We start from the raw sequence: 23,626 nt of genomic DNA, 5'->3' as shown, positions 1-23,626 counted from the left end.
CTTCTCCCCTGAATATCCGAAACTTAATCTGCTCCGGTACTCCCCCACTTCCGCTCTTTCAACCTGACCCCGGCGCCGTTCGCGTCGATTGGGAGTGCAAATATCTCCCTTTTTTTGGCCACAACAATACCTTCCCAAGAAAAAAATCTCCTTTCTACCTAAACCCCTGAAAATGATTGGGAAAAATTTTAAACTGATTTTCCAGAAATTCAACTGAAAATCTTGCCTAGAAATCTAAAATTGGCTTGTGAACAAAATTTTATTTTAAAAATGAACTGAAAATCAATATCTAAAGGAAGGCAGTGGGGGATAATACTGCTTTTTACGGTTCTTAGAAGAAAAAACATATCTCAAAGACAGTTCATGGGCACCTCCAGAAGAGGAATATCCAAGTTTTGATATTGAATAATCGAAACTATAACCCAAGTCAAAGCCTGAAGGGATATTTACACCCAAAAGGAATATCAAGGCTTCATTGTTTGGGAGAGAATACTTCGTCGGAAGGCCGCGATACCAGAATCCCAAAACCAATGGCTCAAAGAAAAACTCAGCTCCAAGGTCCAACTGAGAAAATTGTCCTTGTTGCTTAAAGTTGAATCCCAAAGCCAGGGAACGCTCCTGATCCGTATTATTGAAATAATCGTTGATATCCCCTGCTAATAAGTTTATACGGTACCCTCCATGCAAAGAATACTTCATTGGAAGCTGATTGGTATTGTCTGCCAGGTAGCTCATCTCCGGCTCCAACAGATGGGCCACTGATACCCCAAACCAAGCTTTTTCACCATAATACAAAATACCCGCATGGGCATCTGCCGTCTTGATCTGACTGTCGCCTTCAAAAGCATCTCCTGGCTCACCCAAAATCACACCTTTGTCAATGTCAAGTTGGGTCCCTAAGATAACCCGGTCAAAAAGTGCATCTCTTGAAACAAAACTGCCCTGAACCCCAGCTTGGACATAGCTTTTCTCACTCAATCTTAACCGATAAGAGTAGACGAGACCGATTTCATTCAGGCTAGTCTGGGTAAACGATTCCTGTGCCCCTTGGACAATCAACCCAAACCCCGAGTTGATCCGCTCCTCATAATGGTCAAAGTAGGCTGTATAGGCCACAAAGCTCTCATCCAAAGCAGGCCACTGATTTCTGAAATTCACTCCCACCCGGGTCATTCCTGTACTTCCAGTAAATGCAGGATTCAAATAAATCGGATTGGCGTAATACTGACTGTATTGGATATCCTGAGCAAAAATCAAAAAGCTCCAAAAAACAAAAACTCCTCCAAACAAGATTTTTTTCATCGGATCAGCCTGAATTTACCGCTTTCCTCCAATTTCTCTCCGTCTGTGGCCACACCATTCACACGGTATATATATAGTCCTGCGTCCAGTAATTTTCCTTTCAGGGTACCATCCCAGCCTTCTGTTTCAAGATCGTTTGTACTAAAAATCAATTCTCCCCAAATGTTAAAAATCAACAGTTCAAACTGAACCAACCCTTTTTGCTTGGGAAGAAAGGTCTTGTTTTGGGAATCCAAAGGTGTAAATCCTGTAGGTACCATCAACCGGAAACTGCGTGTGACAGCTACAATTTGTGAAACCGTCTCCTGGCAACCATACATATCCGTTATTACCAATTCAACTTCGAATTCTCCCTTTTTCCCAAAAACGTGTTTTGGGTTTTGATCCTGCGAGTTAGCCCCGTCACCAAAGTCCCATTCCCATTTCACAGCCCTTTCATCAGAAAGATCAAAGAACTCAATCACATCATCCGGGAAAATACCCCCGCCAGCTACATCCTTTACACCTGATCCCTCCACTCCAAAATCAAAATCCACGGTAAGTTCCTTTTCCTGGATGAACACCTCCAAAGGAACTGGATCCGAATAACATTCGAGGCTTTTTAATTTGACCCTCAGTTGATAATCTCCCGATTTGGAAACAGTCTTCATCTCGTCATTTAACAGGATTAGCCCACTGCCTGAAAGCTCATAATCATAAGTTGCAGGGTCGTAGTCAGGTATATATGCAGTCAGGTCGACTGGCTGACCAACTTCACAACCAACCACAGGGGAGGTAATACCAATTGCAGGGAAATTTGGGAACGCCACCTTTACTTCATTGCTTTTTGCCGGACAATTCTTTCTGTTATATCCAATGACCTGATAGATCCCTTCTTCACCGGTTGTGAAAATTTGCTGAATCGCCCCTCCTATCAATTCCCCATCCTTATACCATTCAAAGCGCTCGTATTCCTCACTGCCCAATCCTTCAAAGGTCACAGCATCTCCCTGGCAAATATCCACCTTCTCAATTACTTCATTCTGGCCTGAAACCTGCAGGTTAATGGGCTTTGGTGATTCTTCAATAGCCAGGGTAATGGAGTTCCCTTGGGAGGTTTTTCCGTAGCTGTCAGTGATGGTATAGAAAACGGTGACCTCCTGTCCAATGTATTCTTCATTTGGAAAAAAAGTAAAGCCTCCTGCTTGATCACTTGCTCTGAAGGTCCCTTGTGGCATTATCAAGACTCGGTTCTGCTCAAGGCATCTTGCTTGAGAACAAATGTCCTCCGATTCCCCTTCTATGCTTTCCTCTGAATTATAAAACTGGAGGCATCGGATGGCGCTGTTTTCATTGGGTAAAACTACCTCTTGATCAGTGATGTAAAATTGATTTTCCTGGCCGGCGCAGGATGAAAAATCAGAAAAATCCACTCCCTGGGGCTCCAAAAGCTTATCGTCTGCGGATACTTCTACAATTAGATTCCTGATTTCATGAAAATTTGAATAGCCTCCTGTCGAAGCAGCAAATCCGATTTTAAGATTTTTGGGAGCCGGAAAGTCAAAAGGTCGGTCAAAGATTGTGATTTGACGGGGCAGACCGGCTTGAGTTGTTACAACCATGGAAAGGGTAATAAAAAAGCCAACTCCATCTGGATCAGGTTGCAATTCCAGATTGACCCGTCTATATCCAATTTGCATCGGGTCTGTCACCCTGGAGGTACCTGAACCTCCTGAACTGATTTCAAATTGCCCTCCAGGCAGTAACCCGTCATTTCCTGTTGAGGTGGTTTTTCTTCCCACCACAAATGGATATCCTGAATTTCCATTTCCAGGACCACGCAAAACTATTGCATTGGGAACTAGCACATTCTGTCCAATCCCGGCAAATCCTCCATTTCTTCCCTCAGAACTATTCCCGAAATTCCCATATTCATCAAAACCGATTCCCAAATATCCATTGGATAAACCGGGCTCGCTGCTCCGCTGTGCATATCCCAAGGAACCACCAAAACCTCCGGGATTGAAATTTTGGGTATCACCATCAAAGAGAAAAACAGAAAGACCATCTGCCAAATACAGCCCTGTCCCTCCGTAGCTGAAATACTCAAATTCTACTTTTAGCCCATAGGTAGAGGGAAAAGGGATATCAAAATACACGAATCCCCGCTGATTCAATTGATTTGTAGTAAGCCGGAGAACCCCATCGACCAGCCTGGCATCCCCGCCAAAAATGGTATTGGCCTGTGTACTTGCAGTCTGAAAAGACTCACAATAAGGAAAACCGACTTGGGCTCCTGCTTTTGACCCAAGCAAGGCAAAAAGTGCAACTACCAGATATTTCAAAATCCCCTTCAAATCCAATTCTTTAGAATTATAAATAAAATGACAAAGGGGCTATAAAACAAAAGCTCCCGAAGAGAACCTCGGGAGCTTGATTACATATGGTTAAGAAAATTATCTCAAAATGGTCTGAACTCGATCCGGACCGACTGATACCAGCTTGATCGGCACCTTAAGTTCTTCCTCAAGAAATGCCACATACTCCTTTAATTCTGTTGGAAATTCGTCATAAGAACGGACATCTGCCAGTGAGCAATGCCAACCCTTCATTGGTTTATAGACAGGCTTCACATCCAAGTCGGTGATTTCAAAACTCAGTCTGTCGATCTTTTCTCCGGTTGGAAGCACATAGTCTGTACAAACTTTGATTTCATCAAAGATATTCAGCACATCGGCTTTCATCATGAACAGTTGAGTTACCCCATTGATCATGATGGAATATTTCAATGCCGGCAGATCAAGCCAACCACATCTGCGTGGGCGGCCTGTGGTGCTGCCAAATTCATTGCCTTCTTTTCGCATCGCTTCTCCGGTAGCATCAAAAAGCTCAGTCGGAAAAGGTCCGCTTCCAACCCTGGTACAATATGCTTTGAAGATTCCAAACACTTCGCCGATTTTGGATGGCGCCACTCCCAATCCGGTACAGGCACCAGCTGTCATTGTAGTACTGCTAGTGACAAAAGGATAACTTCCAAAATCCACATCCAATAAAGATCCCTGAGCTCCTTCGGCAAGGATTTTCTTATGAGAAGCCAAAGCATCGTTGACTACATATTCGGAGTCAATCAAATTGAGTGACTTCACGAATTCAACAGCTTCGAAGAACTGTCCTTCCATTTCTTCCAATTTATCTACCGGAAAGCTGTAGAATGAAAGTGTGGTCTTATGCTTATCTACAAGCACCTGATACTTTTCACGGAAATCCGGACTCAAGATATCACCGATCCGAAGGGCTGACCTGCCAATTTTATCCTGGTAAGTCGGGCCAATCCCTTTTAAGGTGGAACCGATTTTTTTATCTCCTTTTGACTGCTCGTAGGCAGCGTCCAAAAGCTTATGGGTTGGAATAATAATGGTTGCCTTTTTGGAGACCACCAGATTTTTTTGATAATCGATCGAAAATTTGCCCAATCCTTCGATTTCCTTCTTTAAAATGATCGGATCGAGGACCACCCCATTTCCAATAATGTTAAGGATTTGAGATCTGAAAATCCCTGAAGGAATCTGGTGAAGCACATGTTTGATGCCGTCAAATTCCAGGGTATGGCCGGCATTTGGACCACCTTGGAATCGGGCAACAACCTCATATTGAGGAGCCAACACGTCAACAATTTTACCTTTTCCTTCATCTCCCCACTGGAGACCCAGCAATACATCCATCTTCATTTGATGTGCAGTCTAATCGGTTATTCGAATTTTTTTAAAGGGCGAAATTTGCGATAAGGGGATAGAAAACCAAGGGAAACATCCTATTTATTATCTTATTGATGTTCCAAAAAATAAAAAGAGCCTTGAATAAGGCTCAATTTTCAATTTTTAGCATTAAAATCTTCTACCGAATCAAAGACGGTGAAAATATTGTTTAGTTTGGTGATTATCAAAAGCTTCTTGACATGGTCAGAAGGCGAGGTCAAATAAACTTCTCCTCCTACATTACGCATTTTAGTCAGCATGGTGATCAATAATCCAATTCCGCTGGAGCTGATATACCGAACTTCGCTCAGATCGATTACAAAGGTTTTAGCACCATCCTGAATCGCATCAGATACCACTTCCACCAATTTCGGACCGACTTCGTCACCGATCAGGTCACCTTGTATAAATAAGTAATTTGCTTTTTCACCCTTTTGGGTGATATAGGTTAGTTTCATTTAACTGGCTTTTCGATTTTCGCACTTTTCTTTGGTGCAGTTTCCGTACAAAATAAGTGAATGATGGAGGACCTGAAAGTGCAGAATATCACCTACGGTATTTTGGATGTTTTGGATTCTCGGATCACAAAACTCCATCACTTGGCTGCATTCCACACAAATCAGGTGATCGTGCTGTTTGTAGCCGTAGGACTTTTCGAATTGAGCCAAATTCTTCCCGAACTGGTGCTTCGTCACCAAGTCACATTCCACGAGCAAATCCAGGGTATTGTAAACTGTCGCCCGGCTGACGCGATAGTTTTTGTTCTTCATACTGATGTAAAGTCCCTCAACATCAAAATGTCCAGTCCGACTGTAAATCTCCTCCAAAATCGCATAGCGTTCAGGTGTTTTTCGGAGTTTTTGGTTTTCCAGATAGGCTGTAAATATCTTTTTGACCTCTTCAAAATGGGTGGTATTAAGGGGCATTTTCTGCGTATTTTTTCAAATATAACTTATGTCTCTAATAAAAGATTCAATCAGTCAAATCGGGAAACTTTTATAATTCCATCCACCTGCTGAAGATTTTTGATCAGGTGGTCCAAATGCTCGGTGCTGTGAACATAAAGTTTGATCGCACCTTCAAATATCCCAGCATCTGAATCCACTGTAATGGATCTCATGTTTACTTTCAGCTCATTGGATATCACTTTGGTAACATCGTTGATCAGTCCTACCCTATCAGTGCCGAGTATCCTCAGCCCGGCCAGGAATGCGATTTCTTTTTGGCTGGTCCAGCGGGCTTTGATGACTCTGTTTCCGTGGTTGGAAAGCAATTCCAGAGCATTTGGACAGGAAGTCCGGTGGATTTTGATACCCTCATTGATTGTCACAAAACCAAACACATCATCTCCTGGAATCGGATTGCAGCATTTGGCCAAAATGTAATCCACCACATCCATGTCCTCCCCGATCAGCAGCTGATCGTGTTCGGAACCTTTCAGACTTTTGATTTCTTTGGTAAATGAAGATTCGTCTTTGACTTTTTCGCTGGCCTTGCTTTTAGCTTTCTGATTCTCCTTGAAGTCTTTAAAGGACTTGATCGAAGTTGGATCAATAATTCCTTTTCCAACTCTATAATAAAATTCATTCGCAGTTTTCAGTTCAAAGTAGGCCCGCAACTGCTCGACAGTTTCAGAATTAAATTCCATTTTCATGGCTTTTAGCTTCCGCTGGACGATTTCTCTACCATCCAAAATCGCCGATTTCTTCTCCTCCCTCAGGGCATCTTTGATTTTGGCTTTGGCTCTGGAAGTGACGACATTATTGAGCCAATCCTCCGAGGGCTTTTGTTTGTTTGAAGTCAGGATTTCTACCTGATCTCCGTTTTTCAGCTTATGGCTGATGGGTACAAGTCGTTGGTTGACTTTCGCTCCGATACATTTTGCCCCGATTTCGGTGTGGATTTCAAAGGCAAAATCCAAGGCAGTAGCACCAACAGGAAGCACTTTCAAATCCCCTTTGGGAGTGAAAACAAAGACCTCGTCGTGAAATAAATTCCCCCGGAAATCATCCATGAATTCAATCGCATTCCCGTCGTTTGATTCAAGGATGCTCCTCACCTGACTGATCCAGTCGTCCAAACCGGAACCTGATTTTGATGAACTGTCCCTGTCTTTGTATTTCCAGTGGGCGGCATAGCCTCGTTCGGCGATTTCATCCATCCGGTCAGTCCGTATCTGAACTTCTACCCACTGTCCGGTATTACTCATTACTGTGGTATGGAGTGACTCATAGCCATTTGACCTCGGGGTACTTATCCAATCTCTCAATCGATCAGGGTTGGGTCTGTAAAAATCGGTGACGATGGAATAAACCTGCCAACAATCCGCCTTTTCATTCTCAAGCTCACTGTCCAAGATTATTCGGATAGCAAACAGATCATATACTTCCTCAAATGGAATCCCCTGCTTTTTCATTTTATTGAAAATGGAGAAAACAGACTTTGGTCTTCCTTTGATTGTGTACTTAAAATTCTGTCTGGTCAATTCTTCCTCAATCGGCTGAATGAAGGTTTTGATAAATTTGTTCCGATAGCTTCTCGACTCATTGATCTTCTTGACGATCTCTTTATAAGTATCGGTATCGGTGTATTTGAGGTACAAATCCTCCAATTCTGACTTGATGGCATAAAGGCCAAGCCTGTGTGCGAGTGGAGCGTAGAGATACATCGTTTCCGATGCAATCTTCAGCTGCTTATGGCGGGGCATACTCGAAAGCGTCCTCATATTATTGAGGCGATCGGCAAGTTTGATCAAAATCACACGTACGTCATCCGAAAGCGTGAGGAGCATTTTCCGAAAATTCTCAGCCTGCTGCGAACTTCCATATTCAAAAACCCCCGAGATCTTGGTCAATCCATCGATGATGGTCATGACCTTGTGCCCAAATTCCCGCTCAATATCCTCAAGCTCCCAGTCGGTATCCTCCACCACATCATGGAGCAAAGCAGAAATTATTGAAGTTGTGCCTAAGCCGATTTCTTCGACACATACCAAGGCAACCTCCAACGGATGGTAGATATAGGGTTCTCCGGATTTGCGGCGCATATCCTTGTGCGCCTCCAGGGAAATATTGAAAGCTTTTTTGATCAGCTTGGTATCACCCGGTTTCAAAATAGGCTTTGCCTGCTTGAGCAGCCTCCGGTATCGCTTGAGTATTTCCTTTCGTTCTTCTTCTATGTCCACAGGGATCATAAGGGTGGAATTTTATTCAAAATTGGGACAGGGATTAAATGATTCCACATTTTTTGGAAATATTTTTTCTGACAATTGTAAAAAATTAAATTATGTCTTTACCTTTGCATCCACAATTGGAAAAGGAGATCATTGATCAAATAATCTCGGTCTGATTGATTCCAATGCGGATGTGGCGAAATTGGTAGACGCACTAGACTTAGGATCTAGCGCCGCGAGGCATGGGGGTTCGAGTCCCTCTATCCGCACAGCATCAAGCCCTCAATCACTCCACTGTTTTTGATCAGACAGGAAAGAGATTGGGGGTTTTTAGTTCATCATCGGTTTAATTTTATACACCTTGGAAATTACATTAGACAAGCATTCAGCAAATCAAGCTTCAATTAAAATTACACTAAACGAAGCAGATTATCAACCAAAGGTTGATGCCAAACTAAAGGACTACGCCAAAAAGGCTGCCATCAAAGGCTTTCGTCCTGGCAAAGCTCCCATCTCCATGGTGAAAGGCATGTATGGTGTTTCTATTTTGGTAGACGAAATCAATGCTATTCTAGGTGAGTCTCTGAATACCTATCTGAAAGAACAACCTTTCAGAATTTTGGGCGAACCACTTCCAGTGGCAAAAGAGGACAATTCCATTGACTGGAAAACCCAGAAAGGATTTGACTTTGAATACAGAATCGGATTTGTGGATTCTGTAGCTGTGGCTTTGGACAAAACCACAAAAGGAACCAAATATTCCATCAAAGTGGACGAAAAACTGGTCAACGAAACAATCGACAACCTGAAGTCACAATACGGGAACAGCACCAACCCGGAAGTGAGCGAAGCCAATGACAATATCTATGGCGACCTCAACGCAACTGAAGGTGATTTTTCCAAAACCCTGTCCCTCCCACTTTCAAAACTTTCTAAAAAAGTTGCCGCAAAATTCATCGGCCTAAGCAAAGATGCTGTGGTCGAATTTGAGGCAAAAGAAGTTAAAAAAGAGGAATGGTCAGAGGCTTTCAGTTTGACAGATGAAGAAGCAGCTGAGGTAAAGGGCTCCTTCACTTTCACAGTGAAAAACATCAACCGGACAGAACCTGCGACTTTGGATCAGGACTTTTTCGATAAAATCTTCGGCCCTGAAACCGTAAATTCTGAAGAGGAATTCACAACCAAAGTGAAAGAAACACTTCAGGAAAGCTACGACCGCGAATCTAAAGTTTTCACTGAAGAAGAACTGAAGAAAGTATTGGTCGAAAAAGCTAACCTCGACCTTCCAGACTCTTTCCTTAAAGAATGGTTGTTGAAAGCAAATGAGGGTAAAGTATCAGAAGCAGATGTGGAAAAGGAATATCCGATTTACGCAAAGCAGTTGATCTGGTCTCTGATTTCTAATCAAGTTGCAAAGGACAACAACATTCAGGCAGAACATGCCGATGTAATCGAGAAAACCAAAGAAATGATCCGTGAGCAGTTTGCTTCTTCAGGCCTAGGTTCTCAGATGGAAGCAAGCATGGATATGTTTGTAGACAACTATCTGAAAGGAAACGAAGGTCAGAACTACATGAATATGCTGACCTCGGTACAAAATGAAAAAGTTTTGGCATTCGTACAGGAGAAAATTGATCTGGTAGAAAAGACCATTACCATTGACGAATTCAAGGAACTTTTAGAGAAGTAAATCGATTTAGAGAGTTATATTGAAAAGTCCTTTTTTAAAGGACTTTTTTATTTTTGCTACCACAACAGACTCAAAAAATGATCAACAAAGAAGAATTCAGAAAATACGCCATTCATAATCAAGGCGTCAGCGGAACGGCATTTGACCAATATACTCAGCATATCGAAAATATGACCCGGTCTGTAATTGAGGAAAGACCTCAGAACTTCCGGGAAATCGATGTGTTTTCAAGATTGATCATGGACAGGATCATTTTCCTTGGAACTGGTATAGACGACCACATCGCCAATATCATCGTAGCCCAATTACTTTTCCTGGAATCAGTTGATGCCAAAAAAGATGTATTGCTCTACGTGAACAGCCCCGGTGGATCTGTGACCGCCGGTCTCGGAATCTATGATACCATGCAGTACATAGGACCGGATGTGGCGACGATCTGTACAGGCATAGCCGCATCCATGGGCGCCGTGCTATTGGCCGGTGGTGCCAAAAACAAAAGATCTGCGCTTCAGCATTCACGAGTGATGATTCACCAGCCTTCAGGCGGAATGCAGGGTCAGTCCAGGGACATGGAAATCTCGTTGAAACTTATCCTTTCGATGAGAGAGGAATTGTATCAAATCCTGGCAAATCATACCGGTAAAACCTATGAAGAAATCGAAAGAGATTCCGACCGGGATTATTGGTTGAAAGCTATGGAGGCCAAAGAATACGGCTTGATCGACGAAGTATTAGTTAAAAAAGTATAAGCATGGCTCAAGTAACCTGCTCCTTTTGTGGCAGAAATAAGAAAGATGTAGATCTGATGGTATCGGGCATTTCTGCTCATATCTGCAATTTTTGCATCGACCAGGCTCACCTGATTCTTGGAGAGGAAGACAAAACCAAGAAATCAGGTGCAAAACCTAAGTTTAAACTTAAGAAGCCCAAGGAGCTTACTTCTTACCTGGACCAATATGTGATCGGTCAGGAAGAAGCTAAAAAAGTATTGACTGTAGCGGTCTACAACCATTACAAGCGTCTTCAACAAAAGGACGACCACGATGACATCAAGATTGAAAAGTCAAACATCATCATGGTAGGTGATACCGGTACCGGTAAAACTTACCTGGCAAAAACCCTTGCAAAAATACTGGAAGTACCCTTTTGCATCGCAGATGCGACAGTTTTGACGGAAGCCGGCTATGTCGGAGAAGATGTGGAAAGTATCCTGACCCGCTTGTTGCAGTCTGCAGATTACAATGTGGAAGCCGCCGAACGGGGAATCGTATACATTGATGAGCTGGATAAAATCGCCCGCAAATCCGACAACCCATCCATCACCCGTGATGTTAGTGGAGAAGGTGTGCAGCAGGCCATGCTTAAGCTATTGGAAGGAACGATGGTCAACGTGCCACCTCAAGGAGGCCGAAAGCATCCCGATCAGAAAATGATCGCGGTCAATACTGAGAATATTCTCTTTATCTGCGGAGGTGCATTTGACGGAATTGCACGACATATCGGAAAGCGCTTGAATACTCAGCCGATGGGTTTTGGCAAAACCAGTGATACACCGCAGGCAGACAGAGAAAATCTCCTTCAGTACGTGACTGCACAGGATTTGAAAGCATTCGGATTAATTCCTGAGTTGATCGGAAGACTTCCGGTTTTAACCCATTTGGATCCTTTGCACAAAGATGCCTTAAAGCGAATCCTTACTGAGCCTAAAAATGCCTTGGTCAAGCAATACACCAAATTATTGGCAATGGAAGGCGTTGCTTTGAAGTTTGAGAATAGTGCGTTGGATTTCATCGTTGACAAAGCAGACGAATATAAGTTGGGAGCCCGTGGACTCAGGTCCATTTGCGAAGCGATCATCACTGATGCGATGTATGAAGTACCTTCGGACGATTCTATCAAAGAACTGGTTATTGACGAAGGATACGCCCGATCCAAGTTTGACAAATCGAAATTCAAGCGACTTCAGGTTGCTTAAGATCACAAACCCTGCTTCTTCGAGGCAGGGTTTATTTTTTCAGTGAATCCAAAAGTAGTTTTGCTGTACGCTCCGAGGCAGACCCTTCTCCAATTCTTTCTTGAATCAAGTCATATCCCTGAAGTATTCCCCCCTTGTACACCACATTGGTAAAAATCCGATTCAGCTCTTCTCTTAGCTTTTCAACAGAAAAATCGTCCTGAATTAGTTCTTTGACGACTTCCTTTCCTGCAATCAGATTGACTAGAGAAATAAAAGGCACTCGGATCAGGTTTTTGGCAATCATATAGGACACTGAGGAAGTTCTGTAAACCACGATTTGGGGAACACGGAACAGTGCAGTTTCCAGTGTTGCTGTCCCAGAAGTGACAACCGCAGCGGTGGCGTGATGGAGCAAATCATAGGTTTGGTTGATCACCACTTTCAGCCCTGCTTTTCTCGCAGGTTCATAGACCGAATCCGGAACACTGTCCACACCTGCAATTACAAACTGGGCATTCGGAAATTCCCTAACCAAACTGATCATCTTATCCAGCATGGATTCTATTTCCTGCTTTCGGCTTCCGGGAAGCAATGCTATGATGGGCTGGAAGCTCAATTCATTTTTTTGAAAGAAAAAATCATGAGGCTTAAACTTCCGGATTTCATCCAAAAGAGGATTTCCCACATAGTGCACCTTCATGTCAAACTTCTCAAAAAACTCAGGTTCGAACGGAAGGATGGAGTAAATCTGATCTGTGAAAGCTTTTAGCTTCAAAGCCCTCTTTTGGTTCCATGCCCAAACTTTTGGTGGAATGTAATAGTGGACAGGTATTCCTTTCTCTTTTGCAAAAGCAGCGATTTTCATATTGAATCCGCCATAATCTACTAAAATCAGGGCATCAGGACGATAACTCAACAGGTCCTTTTTGACCAGATTTAGGTATTTCAAGACCTTTCGAAAACCCAAGACCACCTCCAAAAACCCCATCACTGCGATTTCAGAATAATCCACTGCCAGATCCACTCCGGCTGCTTTGGAATAGTTCCCTCCCATTCCCCGAAACTGGGCAGACCGGTCAAGGCCCTTCATTGCCGAAACTAAATTGGAGGCATGGAGATCGCCTGAGCGCTCACCGGATATGATGTAGATTTTTTTCAATTCAGATATGGTTTTTGATTTAAAAAAATAAAAGTAGGCTTAAGGACCTACTTTTCATTCTACATTTTCAATTCTCAATTTTAAATTCCTTCCCCAAAGTATTCGACAAAATTCCTCGGGGTCTCGTAAAGCGTCAGTTTATTCAATCCTCCAAACTTTGTGATTTCCTTAATCGCAGGTTCCAAAATCTTCCAAAATTCCATCACCAAAATCTCACAGCTTGCAAGTTTTCCCTGCATAAAATCCACATCCACATTCAGATTTTTGTGGTCAACTTTGTCGATGACTAGTTTTCTAATCAAAGTGCTCAACTGCTTCAAATCCACAACAAAACCTGTTTCTGGATCAGGAAGGCCTTTTACTGTCACGATCAACTCAAAATTATGCCCGTGCCAGTTGACATTGGCGCAAGGTCCAAAAACCTCAAAATTCCTTTCGTCAGACCAGTTTGGGTTCCACAGTTTGTGGGCAGCGTTGAAGTGTTCCTTTCGGGAGATGTAAATCATCGGCTTTTGAAATTCGCTGCGAAGTTAGGCAAAAGTAAACGGATAAGAAATCGCTAAGAGGGACCTAAGCTGAAGCTTACGCAGTATATGGGCTCTTTTGAAAATCAAACTTTATTCAATTCGGTAAAAAAAAGAACCAGATGATCTTCTCTTGATAAGTCAAATTTTCCATTCTTGATTATTTCCTTGGCTTTTTCCACATCAGCCGGATCAAGTGCTTTCAGAATGACATTGGTTCTGGGTTTGACAGGGGTTACTTGCCTATTGGCATCTATCAGAAAGTAAGTTTCTTCAAAAACAAACATTTGACCTGCTGAAGGAGCATAGCTGTTTTTTGGCGGTGTGACCAAATCTGAATAAAACTTGCGGATCAGGGTATACTTTTCACCTTCTCCCAACACATTTACCAAATCTTTAGGACCTATCCCTTTGATAAATTCAAATCCCTTTTTGAAGAGCAAATTTGGAAGCAATCCCGGAATTTGACTCTGAGCGATTAAAATTGAAGGCCTCTGAAGAACAGCATATTCCAAATAATCCTTATCGAGGTAAATTGTATTTCCTGCATCATTTACCACCTCAAGTTCATTGTCATGGATATTGAAACGATAAGCCACATCCTCTTTGAGGCCTGCATTGGTTGTGGCAAGGTCTGCTTTCGCCCAATCCGCAAAGAGATAGGGTGATCCGTCGATTCCACTGTAGGGGGTCAACTTTGCCGGAACTCCGTTAAAATCGACATTCGAAATTTGTGAAAATGCACCTTCCGAAATCAGAAAAGCCATTATTACCAATATCTTTTTCATTCTAATACTTGATTAGCTTTTTGTGCAAAATCAGGTTGTTGGTTTCAATTTTCAGCAAGTACAAACCGGCTTGGGCCGGAAGTGAAATGGCCTCTGTTAATTCATTTCCATTTTTGCCAGCAACCTTGGTCGAATAGACTCTTCCTGCCATATCTACCAAGGAAAGTGTGATCTTCCCTTTGTACTCATTGAGGAATTGGACACTTACCTGGTCATAAGATGGTACGGGTCCTACAAAAATCCCAAACCTGCTCAAGTCTGGCTCAGGAATCGCGGAAATGATCACAGGATCGGAAAGCCTGTTACAAACGGCATCAAAGATTGCGACTTGGTACGAACCATCTGAATTTGCCACATAGCTGCGCTGAACGGCACCCGGAATTACCTGGCCATTCAAATACCATTGATAGGAAGTTCCAGGTTGCTGAGAGGTCAATTGATCACCGTTTACCACTATAATCGGTTTCAGAAGTTCATTGGAACCAATCACAATTTCCTGTTCAAAAGAGGTAGAGCCTTGGCTGTTAGAAATGGTCAGTTTCACCCGGTAATTTCCCGGAGTGTTAAAGACAAAAATTGGATTTTCAAGACTCGAGGTTCCTTGCTGGCCAAATTCCCAGAAATAAGTGGAAACTGCTCCTTCACTTTGATTGTCGAAAGTCACCGCTGCGCCAACGCATGGATAGGCTGATTCAAACTTTGCAAAAAGCACTTCTTCGCAATTTTGTCTTAGCCAACCGCTTGCGTTTTGAACTGTGGAACCTATTCCCAGATTGATAATACCCTGCCCTGTTTTATTCACATTGGTCACATTCAAATGGCTAAAGCAGAGTTTGCGATAAACATCATAAGAGAAGGTGCTTCCAACTGCCAAAGCAGTAATCAAAGCTTTTAATTGCTCAGTCGCAGTCGAAAGGATTTCGCTCAGCACAGAAAAAGTCCCGGTCTGTCCAAATTCCAAAGTACCTCCGGGCCCGAGTTCAAGTTTTTCAACCACAATCGGTGTCGCTGCTAAAACCGCTTTTCCGTTGGAAATTTCGAGATTGGTAATCCCGTCACTGCTAAGTACCAAAGTCCCAGAAAGGATTTCAAGTCCGGCAAATGGAATTTGGGAAGCATTTGAAAACTGTCCATTTGCTCCTCCAAACTGAGCTGTCAGATTTTCTTTTAGCTGGCCTGAACTGCTGACAGATAAGGATTCTGAAAATTTCAGTGTCTCAAAATCACCTCCCAAAACCCCGTTTGGCTGGATCCGGATTTGATTCGCATCCAATACAGTCATATCAAAACTGACTTGGGCGGATTCTATTTCAATTTCGTCCAGCTTGTCCCCGGAAATCACCCGCCAATTACCTCCTTCAAACTTCAGGCGTGAATTTTCAAAAAGTGCCTGGCCAAATTCGACTAAGAGTTCATTGGAACTTTCCGAATCAAATACAATAGTTCCATTTTTCACTTCTGTAATCTGATTGCTTATCCTAAAGCCATTGGAAACCAAAAGGGATTGGGAGTTCAAGTCAAGTGTCAACACATGGTTTCCAAACACATTAACACTGAATGCTCGGGAAGCACCGGTTAAATTGACGATTTTGTTTTGTCCGGACGGTCCGTCAAAAACCACGCGGGTTCCCTCCGCTGGGATTTTTCCTGCAGAGGGGCCATTAGCTGTCAAAGACCAATTTGCACCATCACTCCAGTTGCCAGTTGCTCCGCCGATCCAATAAAGGGTTTCATCTGCTCCGTCAAGAGCTCCTGAAGTAAATACCAGCGAAAATGGCTGCATTCCAAATGTCAGCCCATTTTTATGAGTGATTCTAACGGTATATTTTTTTGGCTGTGGGGAAGTAATTAGCACTTGCTCCACATTATCTCTGAAATTGTCACCGGTTTGAAGGCCTCTTGCACCTGCTCCCAAAGCCGGATCTAATGTCCAGGGAAAATATTCTACTCCATCTTCATCAAAAATTCTTAGGTCCAGATCATTTACCAACATCAGATTTGTTGGATTCACACTTGTTCCGGCTGGTGTTCCCGCGGGATCAGTCCAGACGATCGTGGCTTTGATAGGGGTAATCCCATCAGATACTATTTCATATTCAAAAGTTGACCCTTGATCCAGAATCAGTTCCCTGATCAATCGACTGGTTCCATCTTCATTCAAAATCATTTCAGCGGAAGCTTTTGCATCCAAAAGTCCCCATCCATACATGTAGTCAGGCCCCGGTGAAGGTCCGGCTTCCTTGGCGGTATGGATCGCCAAAGCTTTGAGGGTGGATGCCAGCATAAATTTCTCAGGATTTCGCTGTCCATATAGCTGCTGCAGAAGGAAAAGCGAACCCGTTACATTGGGCGCGGCCATGGACGTTCCACTCAGACTGGCGTAGGAATCTTGCTCAGTTGATGAAATTGAGGAACTGAAAACATTAACTCCCATTCCGACCAAATCCGGCTTGATCCTGCCATCATCGGTAGGTCCCCAAGATGAAAAAGAAGAAATCGCAACGGAATTTGGCCCGGTGTAATCCAGAACCTGGGAAACCGCCCCTACTGTAATGTTATTTTTAGCTACACCTTCAGGTCCGATTGTATCATCTGGCCCATCCGGTGGCCGGGTACCATTGCCACGGTCATCCCGGTCATTTCCAGCAGACCAAACCACAGAATAATACGGCCTGGCGTAAAGAAGTTCATCTATTGCCTTTGATTTGCTGGAATAAAAACCAAACCTCCAGTCTTCGTTGGGATCTACCGAAGCGTTTCCAGCCCAGGTCCAGTTTGCCCCCTCTTGTGTCCACCCCAAAACCACTCCGTAGGAATGGTTTGAAACCAGCATTCCATTGGGTTTTGAATCTGGATCATAAGCATTAGTCAACATTTTGGATACATCCGCATCCCAATTGAACGACCAACCGGTAGCCTCATTAGCCATTCCCTTTGCACCTGGGTTGACCCCAGCAGCCAAAACTGTCCCCGAAACATGGGTAGCGTGGTCACTTAGCGTTTCTGTTGAACCGTCCACTTGCGTAAGTCGGTTTCCAAATTCCGGATGGTCTCTTTTTGGTCTGGTTTGGTCAAAAATCCCAACTACTAATCCTTTTCCAGTAAGGTTCAGTCCCAAAGATCCACCGGGCTGAAGGTGATTCGCCCCTGTGGTAATTGCTGCATTGATATTGTGGGGAGCATAGATCACCGGATATCCGGATTCATCTAAATACTGGATTTTGGAAAAATACCCATCACTGAGTCTCAATCCCCTCTCCTCTTTAAGAAATGGAAAACTATATTGGTTGAGTGGTTTTGAAAGAGTAAATGAACCCAATCTTCCACGCAAGCTTTGTTCACTTTCTATTCTTGCATCTTTCCATTTTGTCTCCAAGTCAATCTGCTGAGAAAATCCCCTCTCTGCAAAAAATAAAATCCCAGCGAAACACAAAATGAACCTACTAGCCTTTAGAATTTTGTTCATATATCTTACTTCTTCCTTACCAATTCCTTGAAATAATCCCGGCAATCCAAAGATCAACCGAAAATATCCTTTAATTAAACACTCCTAAATTCATATTCGTTAAAAATTTCAAAAAAAAAGGAGGGCCAGGCCCTCCTTTTTTGATTTACATAAGCCTTATTTTTTCACTAGAGTGGTTTTTGCATTGATGATATCATTTGGCACATCAGCCCAATACAAGGTTACTGTTTTGGCAGCGGCATCATAAGCTCCCACCGTCTCCCCGGAAGCCGGGTTGGTGATCGCAAATTCCACTTGGCCTGTACGGACAAACGTGATTTTCCCACAATTATCACCATATATTACTTCTTGGGTACCAGAGAATCCAAAAGCCGCATACATTCCTGCTGAAACATCAGAAACCGTATATTGGCCATTTGGTAGTGGTTTGAATGTTACATCCTTCGTGAAGTTCCCATAGATGGTGGAAGTGGTTGCCACCCAAACATCAGCATTTGTCGAAATCGCAGAGGTACAAACTACCTTGATGTTGATCGAAAGATCCGCATAATTGGGAGACAACTCTGCACCGGTTGCTGAATCAATCACCAGTTTCAAAACAGGGGCTTCTGTTGGCTGAATATTTCCTGTAAGAATAGTCACCGGAAAATTCCCGACAAACTCTCCTGCGGGGATCGTCAACGAATTCGAAGCAAGGGAATAATGAACCCCTTTGACCGCTGTAGAAGTCGGATCCACAGCAATATTGACTGTAATCGCTGCCGTTGCAGAAGTGGAAACTCTGTTTACCTGCACCTGGAGGATGTCAGTCTGGGTACCACTTGTTCGAGTCAGCGTGGATGTCAGACCGTTTGGTAGTGCACCGGCATTAAATTCCACTTGATTTCCCTCGAAGAAAGCTTCGGCCCCCGGATCATCAAAGCAGGATGTCATTGCAATGGCGGCAAACACAACTGCGAAATAGATATATAACTTTTTCATCGTCATTTTTAATTTTAGTTATAACCTGGATTTTGTTCCAGCAGGTCATTCAATTGAAGCTGATCGTTTGGAATAGGAGCAAGCAATCTATAATCGCTGTATGGAACAGGCTCGAATCTCGCAGACTTGGAGATAGTCAATCCGTTTCTCTTCAAATCGAACCAACGGTGTCCTTCCAGTGCAAACTCCTGTCTTCTTTCTTTCATGATCTGTGCAAACAAAGGATCTCCAGAAAGTCCTGCGTCAACTGCTGCCAATCCCCTTTTACTTCTCAAAGCATTGAGGTCCGCTCTTGCCCCTGCTGCATTGGAAGTTCTGTATCGTGCCTCAGCTCTGATCAGATACAATTCAGCACCTCTAAGAATCGGAAGATTCTGAAGGAAATCACCTTTGTGTCCCAACCACTTATTTGATCGGTACACTGGTCCAGAAGCGCCGGATCGGGTCGTTTCTGTCCAGGTAGCTCGTCTGATATCACCAGTCTCATAGGATCCAAGCAATTCATCCGATGCTGTCAGGATAAACTGAGCACTGGCATATACGTTTGCTGTCAGAGAACATACAGAGTTGTTTACTCCATCTACGGTAGACCAATCGACTGATCTGATTTCTATCTCAAAAAGAGATTCAGGATTCGGAGCGGTTGAGAATGCTGTGACATAATTTGCCGGAGTCAAAAGACCTGTACCTGCATCTGTCAATCCAAAGGAAGCCATCGCCTGGGTTGCCATTGCTTCTGCCTCCGCATACTTGGAATCATAGAGGTAAACTCTTGCCAAAAGCGCTTGCGCTGCACCTTTGTTGGCACGGAAAACATTGGCTGAACCAATGGTTGCAGGTGAAAGCAAATTGATTGCTGTCTGCAAATCAGAGATGATCAGATCATATACTTCTCTGTTGGTAGCTCTGGCTTTGAAATCAGCATCCGAGAATCCAAGAGTTGGCTCAGTTCTTAGTATCACAGCCTTATTGAATCCATTCACTTCTTTACCAGGCTCGTAACCATAAACCCGAGCTAAGTCAAAGTACATAAAAGCTCTCAAGAAGTGGGCTTCACCCAAAACCTTATCCTTCAATGCTTGATCTCCTGAAACATCAGCAATTCCACTGATAATGATATTGGTATTGTTGATACCAAACCAAAATTGCTGAGTCCAAAGGCTGATATGGGCTCGGTCGGCATTTGCTTCTTGTCCAATATATCGGCCTGTATTGGCAATAATTCTAAGATTATCAGCCATTACTTCCGGAGCAATCATCATGGTCTGTCCATATTGTCCGAATGCTCTTGGAATACCATAGGTGGCATTGATTAAAGACTGAAAACCGTTGGCATTTGCCAAAGCTGCCTCGGGAGTTAAGCTTTGTCTTGGTTCTACTTCCAGATCGCAAGATCCAATTGCCAGCGTTCCGCCTAGGAATAATATTTTAAATATGTTTTTCATATCTGTAGCTTGATTAGAAGGTTAGGTTAACACCTGCCGAATACTGTTTTGCATTAGGATATCTTCCTATAGAAACATTAGATGCAACACCGACAACTTCAGGATCCTGCCCATTATATTCGGTTAATGTGTAAAGATTGAGACCCTGCACAAAAACTGTTAAACCCTTCATTCCAATTTTGGATGCTGTTGCACTCGGCATTACATAGTTTAATGTCACCTGCTTCAATCTAACGTACCCACCGTCACTTAAGAAACGGGTAGAGAAAGTATCGATGTTTGAAGTTCCAGGCTCCTGACCTCCCTCATATGGCTTACCAACTGACGTGATATCACCTGGAGCTTTCCAGTAGTTCAACTGGGTGGTTCTCATATTACCAGTGGTTGAACCCCAATCTTCAAGATTGTATATATCTTCATTAGAAGCTAGGTTCCCCAATTGTCCCTGAAGGAAAACATCAAGAGAAATAGGACCAAAACTAAAGGTGTTATTTAAACCGCCATAGCTTGAAGGCAATCCACTTCCAATATATCTAAGGGTTGCATCTCCAACGATGTAGGTTGGATTTTCATTCGCATCGGCATATAGGGCACGGCCATTTGCAGGATTGACTCCCAAATATTGATGGGTGTACCAGAATGAAATCGGTTTACCAACAATCAGTGTATTTCCTATTCTATCAAGACCATTGTACAGCTCCATCAATTCGTTCTCAAGAAGGGTGATGTTGAATGCTGTACTCCATTGAAATTTACCAATGATGAGGTTTACGGTTTGCAAATCGAAATCAATGCCTTGGTTTCTAACCAATCCTGTATTTCTGGTAATGGAACCGAACCCTGAATCAATTGGAAGTGGGGTATTGAATAGAAGTGACGAGGAGTTTTTTCTCCATAAATCAATTGTGGTTATGATTCTACCGTTAAAGAAGGTCGCATCCAAACCAAAATTGAGGGTCTCAGCTTCTTCCCAGGTTAATAAATCATTGCCTAACTGCGTAATGGCCAAGCCTCCTGCACCAAGGTATTGACCAGAGGTACCGACCAGAGTTCTTGATGCGAAATTGTCAATCTCTGAGTTACCTGTCAGGCCCCAAGATGCTCTAAGTCTCAGGTTGTCAATGAATTCGAGACCTTGCATAAAGCCTTCTGAGGAAATCCTCCAGCCTGCAGAAACTGCCCCAAACGTTCCCCATTTGTTTTCCTCTCCGAATCTGGAGTGTCCATCCCGACGGGCCGTAACATCCACAGTATACTTATCATTCAGATCGTACTTTACCTGGCCAAAAACGCCCATTCTCTTGTATTCAGTGAAGAAGCCTCCGACTGAAAATGGAACTGCCGCATTCTGAAGATAAACCAAAGAGGGATCTGCAAATCCACGGCCAGTGGCGTTAGTCTCTTCTGCCTGATACCCTTTGTATTCAAAGCCTGCAATACCGGAAATGGTATGAATTTCATTGAATGTTTTATTGAAATTGAAGTTATGGTTGGTATTGTAGTTATTGGCTCTGCGGTCAGCAAAAGTAGATTGTCCATTATAAGAGGCAAATACCGGAATCGTTGAAGGCCTGTTGTTTTCATCCCTATTATCAGCAAAGTCAACTCCGAAATAAGAAGTCCAGCTCAGATATGGAGTAATCTGATAGTTCAACTGAAGGTTGGAAACAGTCTGCACCGTGGTTCCTCTTCGCAACTCCTGATAAACACCCTGAACGATATTGTATCCAAAGTTGTGATTTGAAGGATAATCCGCTTTAAATGTACCATCCTCATTGTAAATGGGAACATTCGGTCTCATAGTAAAACCAGCAGAGAAAGGTCCGTTCACAAAGTTCCCGTTTGCAATTGATCCCATAGTCCTTTGGTAAGAAAGGGAAAGATTCGCTGCAATTGTGAATTTGGAGTTTGGTCTGTGGGTAATATTCAATCTACCTGTACCTCTTTCATAAGAAGATTGTATGATTTGCCCCTCCTGCTTGGTATATGCGCCTGATACATAGAAATTGGTCTTTTCATCCCCTCCAGACATGCTCAAATCATAAATGCTCAAACGGCCATCTCGGTAGAGTTCATCTACCCAATCGTAATTTTCCAGGCTGGTGTCCTCGGGATTGCCGTAGGTAGCATCTGAATTTGCTGTATTGAGTCCGGCATTTTGATATGCTGCTCGTTTGATGGTAGCCACCTGATTTGAATTCATCACCTCATAGAGGTTCAATGGCTGCACAATACCTTCCTGGATGGAAACTTTCGTCTGAGTAGCACCTTTTTTACCTTTTTTGGTAGTGATCAAAACAACCCCGTTTGCTGCTTGGGCACCGTAGATCGCAGCAGCAGCAGCATCCTTCAGCACTTCGATTGACTCAATGTCATTTGGATTAATGGCTGCAAGTGGGTTTTGAGGACCTTGAGAAGAAAGAGATCCACCCTGGCCTTGAGAGCCAGAACCAAGCTGTACCCCATCTACGATATATAGCGGGTCATTACCGGCATTGATAGAACCGACTCCACGGATCCGGACATTTAGTGTACCGCCTGGCTGACCTGTGGTAGAGGTAACCTGGACACCTGCGATACGACCCTGAATGGCCCGGTCAAATGACTGCATGGGCAGGTTTTCGAAGACTTCACCTTTTACTGAGGCAATGGCACCGGTGATTTCCCTTTTTGATTGGTCACCATAGGAGGTGATCACAAATTCAGAAAGGGACTGGACATCCGGTTCCAATGACACATTGATGACGGTCTGATTTCCGATCGTCACTTCCTGGGTCGTCAAACCCACGAAACTGAAGACCAAAACATTGCTTCCGGAAGGGACACTAATCGAAAACTTGCCATCAATATCTGTGGCTGTTCCAATGGTGGTTCCCTTTACCAGAACTGTCGCTCCTGGCACACCCATGTTATCCTCTGCGGACAATACGGTACCAGTAATCACACGGTCTTGCGCAAACGCCGTAGCGCCAACAAAAAACAGTATGAGTCCTAGAAGTAAAGTTTTCCTCATATTGGTTAGATTTTGGTTAAAGAAAATACTCAGTGATATTCCTAATCTTGAACATATCAAGCTGAAATACAAGGAATAATATACAAAAGTTTTGAGGGTTAGTCAAACAATTGTATCAGCAAATTAGAGCTTTTAAGAATTATATTCTGAATTAGGCTATGAATCAAAAAATATTCGAATCAATATTTGGTCAACCAAATGTTAACAAAAGTTAATTCGTAGAAAAAAAATTTATTTCTTTTAAAAATCCAAACCAAACTGAGATAGTAATATTTGGCAAAAGGCTATAGTACAATTTTAATTGATCAAATAATTATCACTAACTCAATAAAAAGAATTTAAATATCAATACAATGTTACAGATTTGAAATTATATTTTGATTTTAGTGTATACA

General features: G+C 43.0%; 16 protein-coding genes and 1 tRNA gene. 4 read left to right on the top strand and 13 right to left on the bottom strand.

Features of this window, described 5'->3' with window-relative positions; all coding sequences use genetic code 11:
• Positions 1-282 precede the first annotated feature (282 nt).
• The 6 genes from B0E43_RS16800 to B0E43_RS16775 all read right to left on the bottom strand — a co-directional run bounded on the left by B0E43_RS16800 (position 283) and on the right by B0E43_RS16775 (position 8,229).
• Positions 283-1,302, bottom strand: a complete 1,020-nt coding sequence (locus tag B0E43_RS16800) for a type IX secretion system membrane protein PorP/SprF (protein WP_077351896.1) — start codon at positions 1,300-1,302, stop codon at positions 283-285.
• On the bottom strand, positions 1,299-3,638 hold the full coding sequence (locus B0E43_RS16795) for a PKD domain-containing protein (RefSeq protein WP_254423448.1): 2,340 nt from the start codon (positions 3,636-3,638) through the stop codon (positions 1,299-1,301). The genes B0E43_RS16800 and B0E43_RS16795 overlap by 4 nt, the downstream gene beginning before the upstream one ends.
• A gap of 99 nt (positions 3,639-3,737) precedes the next feature.
• On the bottom strand, positions 3,738-5,009 hold the full coding sequence (locus B0E43_RS16790) for an adenylosuccinate synthase (protein WP_077351892.1): 1,272 nt from the start codon (positions 5,007-5,009) through the stop codon (positions 3,738-3,740).
• A gap of 143 nt (positions 5,010-5,152) precedes the next feature.
• Complete coding sequence (locus B0E43_RS16785; protein WP_077351890.1) at positions 5,153-5,494, bottom strand: STAS domain-containing protein; 342 nt, start codon at positions 5,492-5,494, stop codon at positions 5,153-5,155.
• Entirely contained in the window at positions 5,495-5,962 is a 468-nt protein-coding gene (locus B0E43_RS16780) for a Fur family transcriptional regulator (RefSeq protein ID WP_077351888.1), read from the bottom strand.
• A gap of 50 nt (positions 5,963-6,012) precedes the next feature.
• Positions 6,013-8,229 carry a bifunctional (p)ppGpp synthetase/guanosine-3',5'-bis(diphosphate) 3'-pyrophosphohydrolase gene (locus B0E43_RS16775; RefSeq protein WP_077351886.1) on the bottom strand — a complete coding sequence of 739 codons (2,217 nt, stop codon included), beginning with the start codon at positions 8,227-8,229 and terminating at the stop codon, positions 6,013-6,015.
• A gap of 166 nt (positions 8,230-8,395) precedes the next feature.
• Between B0E43_RS16775 and B0E43_RS16770 the strand changes: the two genes are divergently transcribed.
• The 4 genes from B0E43_RS16770 to clpX all read left to right on the top strand — a co-directional run bounded on the left by B0E43_RS16770 (position 8,396) and on the right by clpX (position 11,873).
• A tRNA-Leu gene (locus B0E43_RS16770) sits at positions 8,396-8,477 on the top strand.
• A gap of 92 nt (positions 8,478-8,569) precedes the next feature.
• Positions 8,570-9,898, top strand: a complete 1,329-nt coding sequence (locus B0E43_RS16765; protein ID WP_077351884.1) for a trigger factor — start codon at positions 8,570-8,572, stop codon at positions 9,896-9,898.
• A gap of 77 nt (positions 9,899-9,975) precedes the next feature.
• Entirely contained in the window at positions 9,976-10,647 is a 672-nt protein-coding gene (locus B0E43_RS16760; RefSeq protein ID WP_077351882.1) for a ClpP family protease, read from the top strand.
• Between the two features lie 2 nt (positions 10,648-10,649).
• Positions 10,650-11,873 (top strand): ATP-dependent Clp protease ATP-binding subunit ClpX, encoded by a 1,224-nt coding sequence (clpX, locus tag B0E43_RS16755; RefSeq protein ID WP_077351880.1) that lies wholly within the window; start codon positions 10,650-10,652, stop codon positions 11,871-11,873.
• 31 nt (positions 11,874-11,904) lie between these two features.
• Here the strand turns inward: clpX and lpxB are convergent, their stop codons facing one another.
• From lpxB to B0E43_RS16720, 7 genes are all read right to left on the bottom strand, one after another.
• The gene (lpxB, locus tag B0E43_RS16750) at positions 11,905-13,014 is read right to left on the bottom strand and encodes a lipid-A-disaccharide synthase (RefSeq protein ID WP_077351878.1); all 1,110 of its coding nucleotides are present in this window, start codon (positions 13,012-13,014) and stop codon (positions 11,905-11,907) included.
• Between the two features lie 80 nt (positions 13,015-13,094).
• Positions 13,095-13,520, bottom strand: a complete 426-nt coding sequence (locus B0E43_RS16745) for a 6-carboxytetrahydropterin synthase (protein ID WP_077351876.1) — start codon at positions 13,518-13,520, stop codon at positions 13,095-13,097.
• Positions 13,521-13,624: 104 nt separating this feature from the next.
• Positions 13,625-14,326 carry a hypothetical protein gene (locus B0E43_RS16740; RefSeq protein ID WP_077351874.1) on the bottom strand — a complete coding sequence of 234 codons (702 nt, stop codon included), beginning with the start codon at positions 14,324-14,326 and terminating at the stop codon, positions 13,625-13,627.
• Position 14,327: 1 nt separating this feature from the next.
• A complete protein-coding gene (locus tag B0E43_RS16735; RefSeq protein WP_139352803.1) occupies positions 14,328-17,792 on the bottom strand; it encodes a S8 family serine peptidase in 3,465 nt (1,154 codons plus the stop codon).
• Between the two features lie 156 nt (positions 17,793-17,948).
• Positions 17,949-18,773 (bottom strand): DUF4843 domain-containing protein, encoded by an 825-nt coding sequence (locus B0E43_RS16730; protein ID WP_168171963.1) that lies wholly within the window; start codon positions 18,771-18,773, stop codon positions 17,949-17,951.
• Between the two features lie 14 nt (positions 18,774-18,787).
• Positions 18,788-20,218, bottom strand: a complete 1,431-nt coding sequence (locus B0E43_RS16725; protein ID WP_077351868.1) for a RagB/SusD family nutrient uptake outer membrane protein — start codon at positions 20,216-20,218, stop codon at positions 18,788-18,790.
• A gap of 13 nt (positions 20,219-20,231) precedes the next feature.
• Complete coding sequence (locus tag B0E43_RS16720) at positions 20,232-23,231, bottom strand: SusC/RagA family TonB-linked outer membrane protein (protein WP_077351866.1); 3,000 nt, start codon at positions 23,229-23,231, stop codon at positions 20,232-20,234.
• Between the last annotated feature and the right edge of the window lie 395 nt (positions 23,232-23,626).

The organism is Algoriphagus sp. A40 (assembly GCF_002002735.1).
In the GTDB taxonomy this organism is placed as follows: domain Bacteria; phylum Bacteroidota; class Bacteroidia; order Cytophagales; family Cyclobacteriaceae; genus Algoriphagus.
Note: the sequence above shows the minus strand (reverse complement) of the source record. Positions and strands in the feature narration are given on the sequence as shown.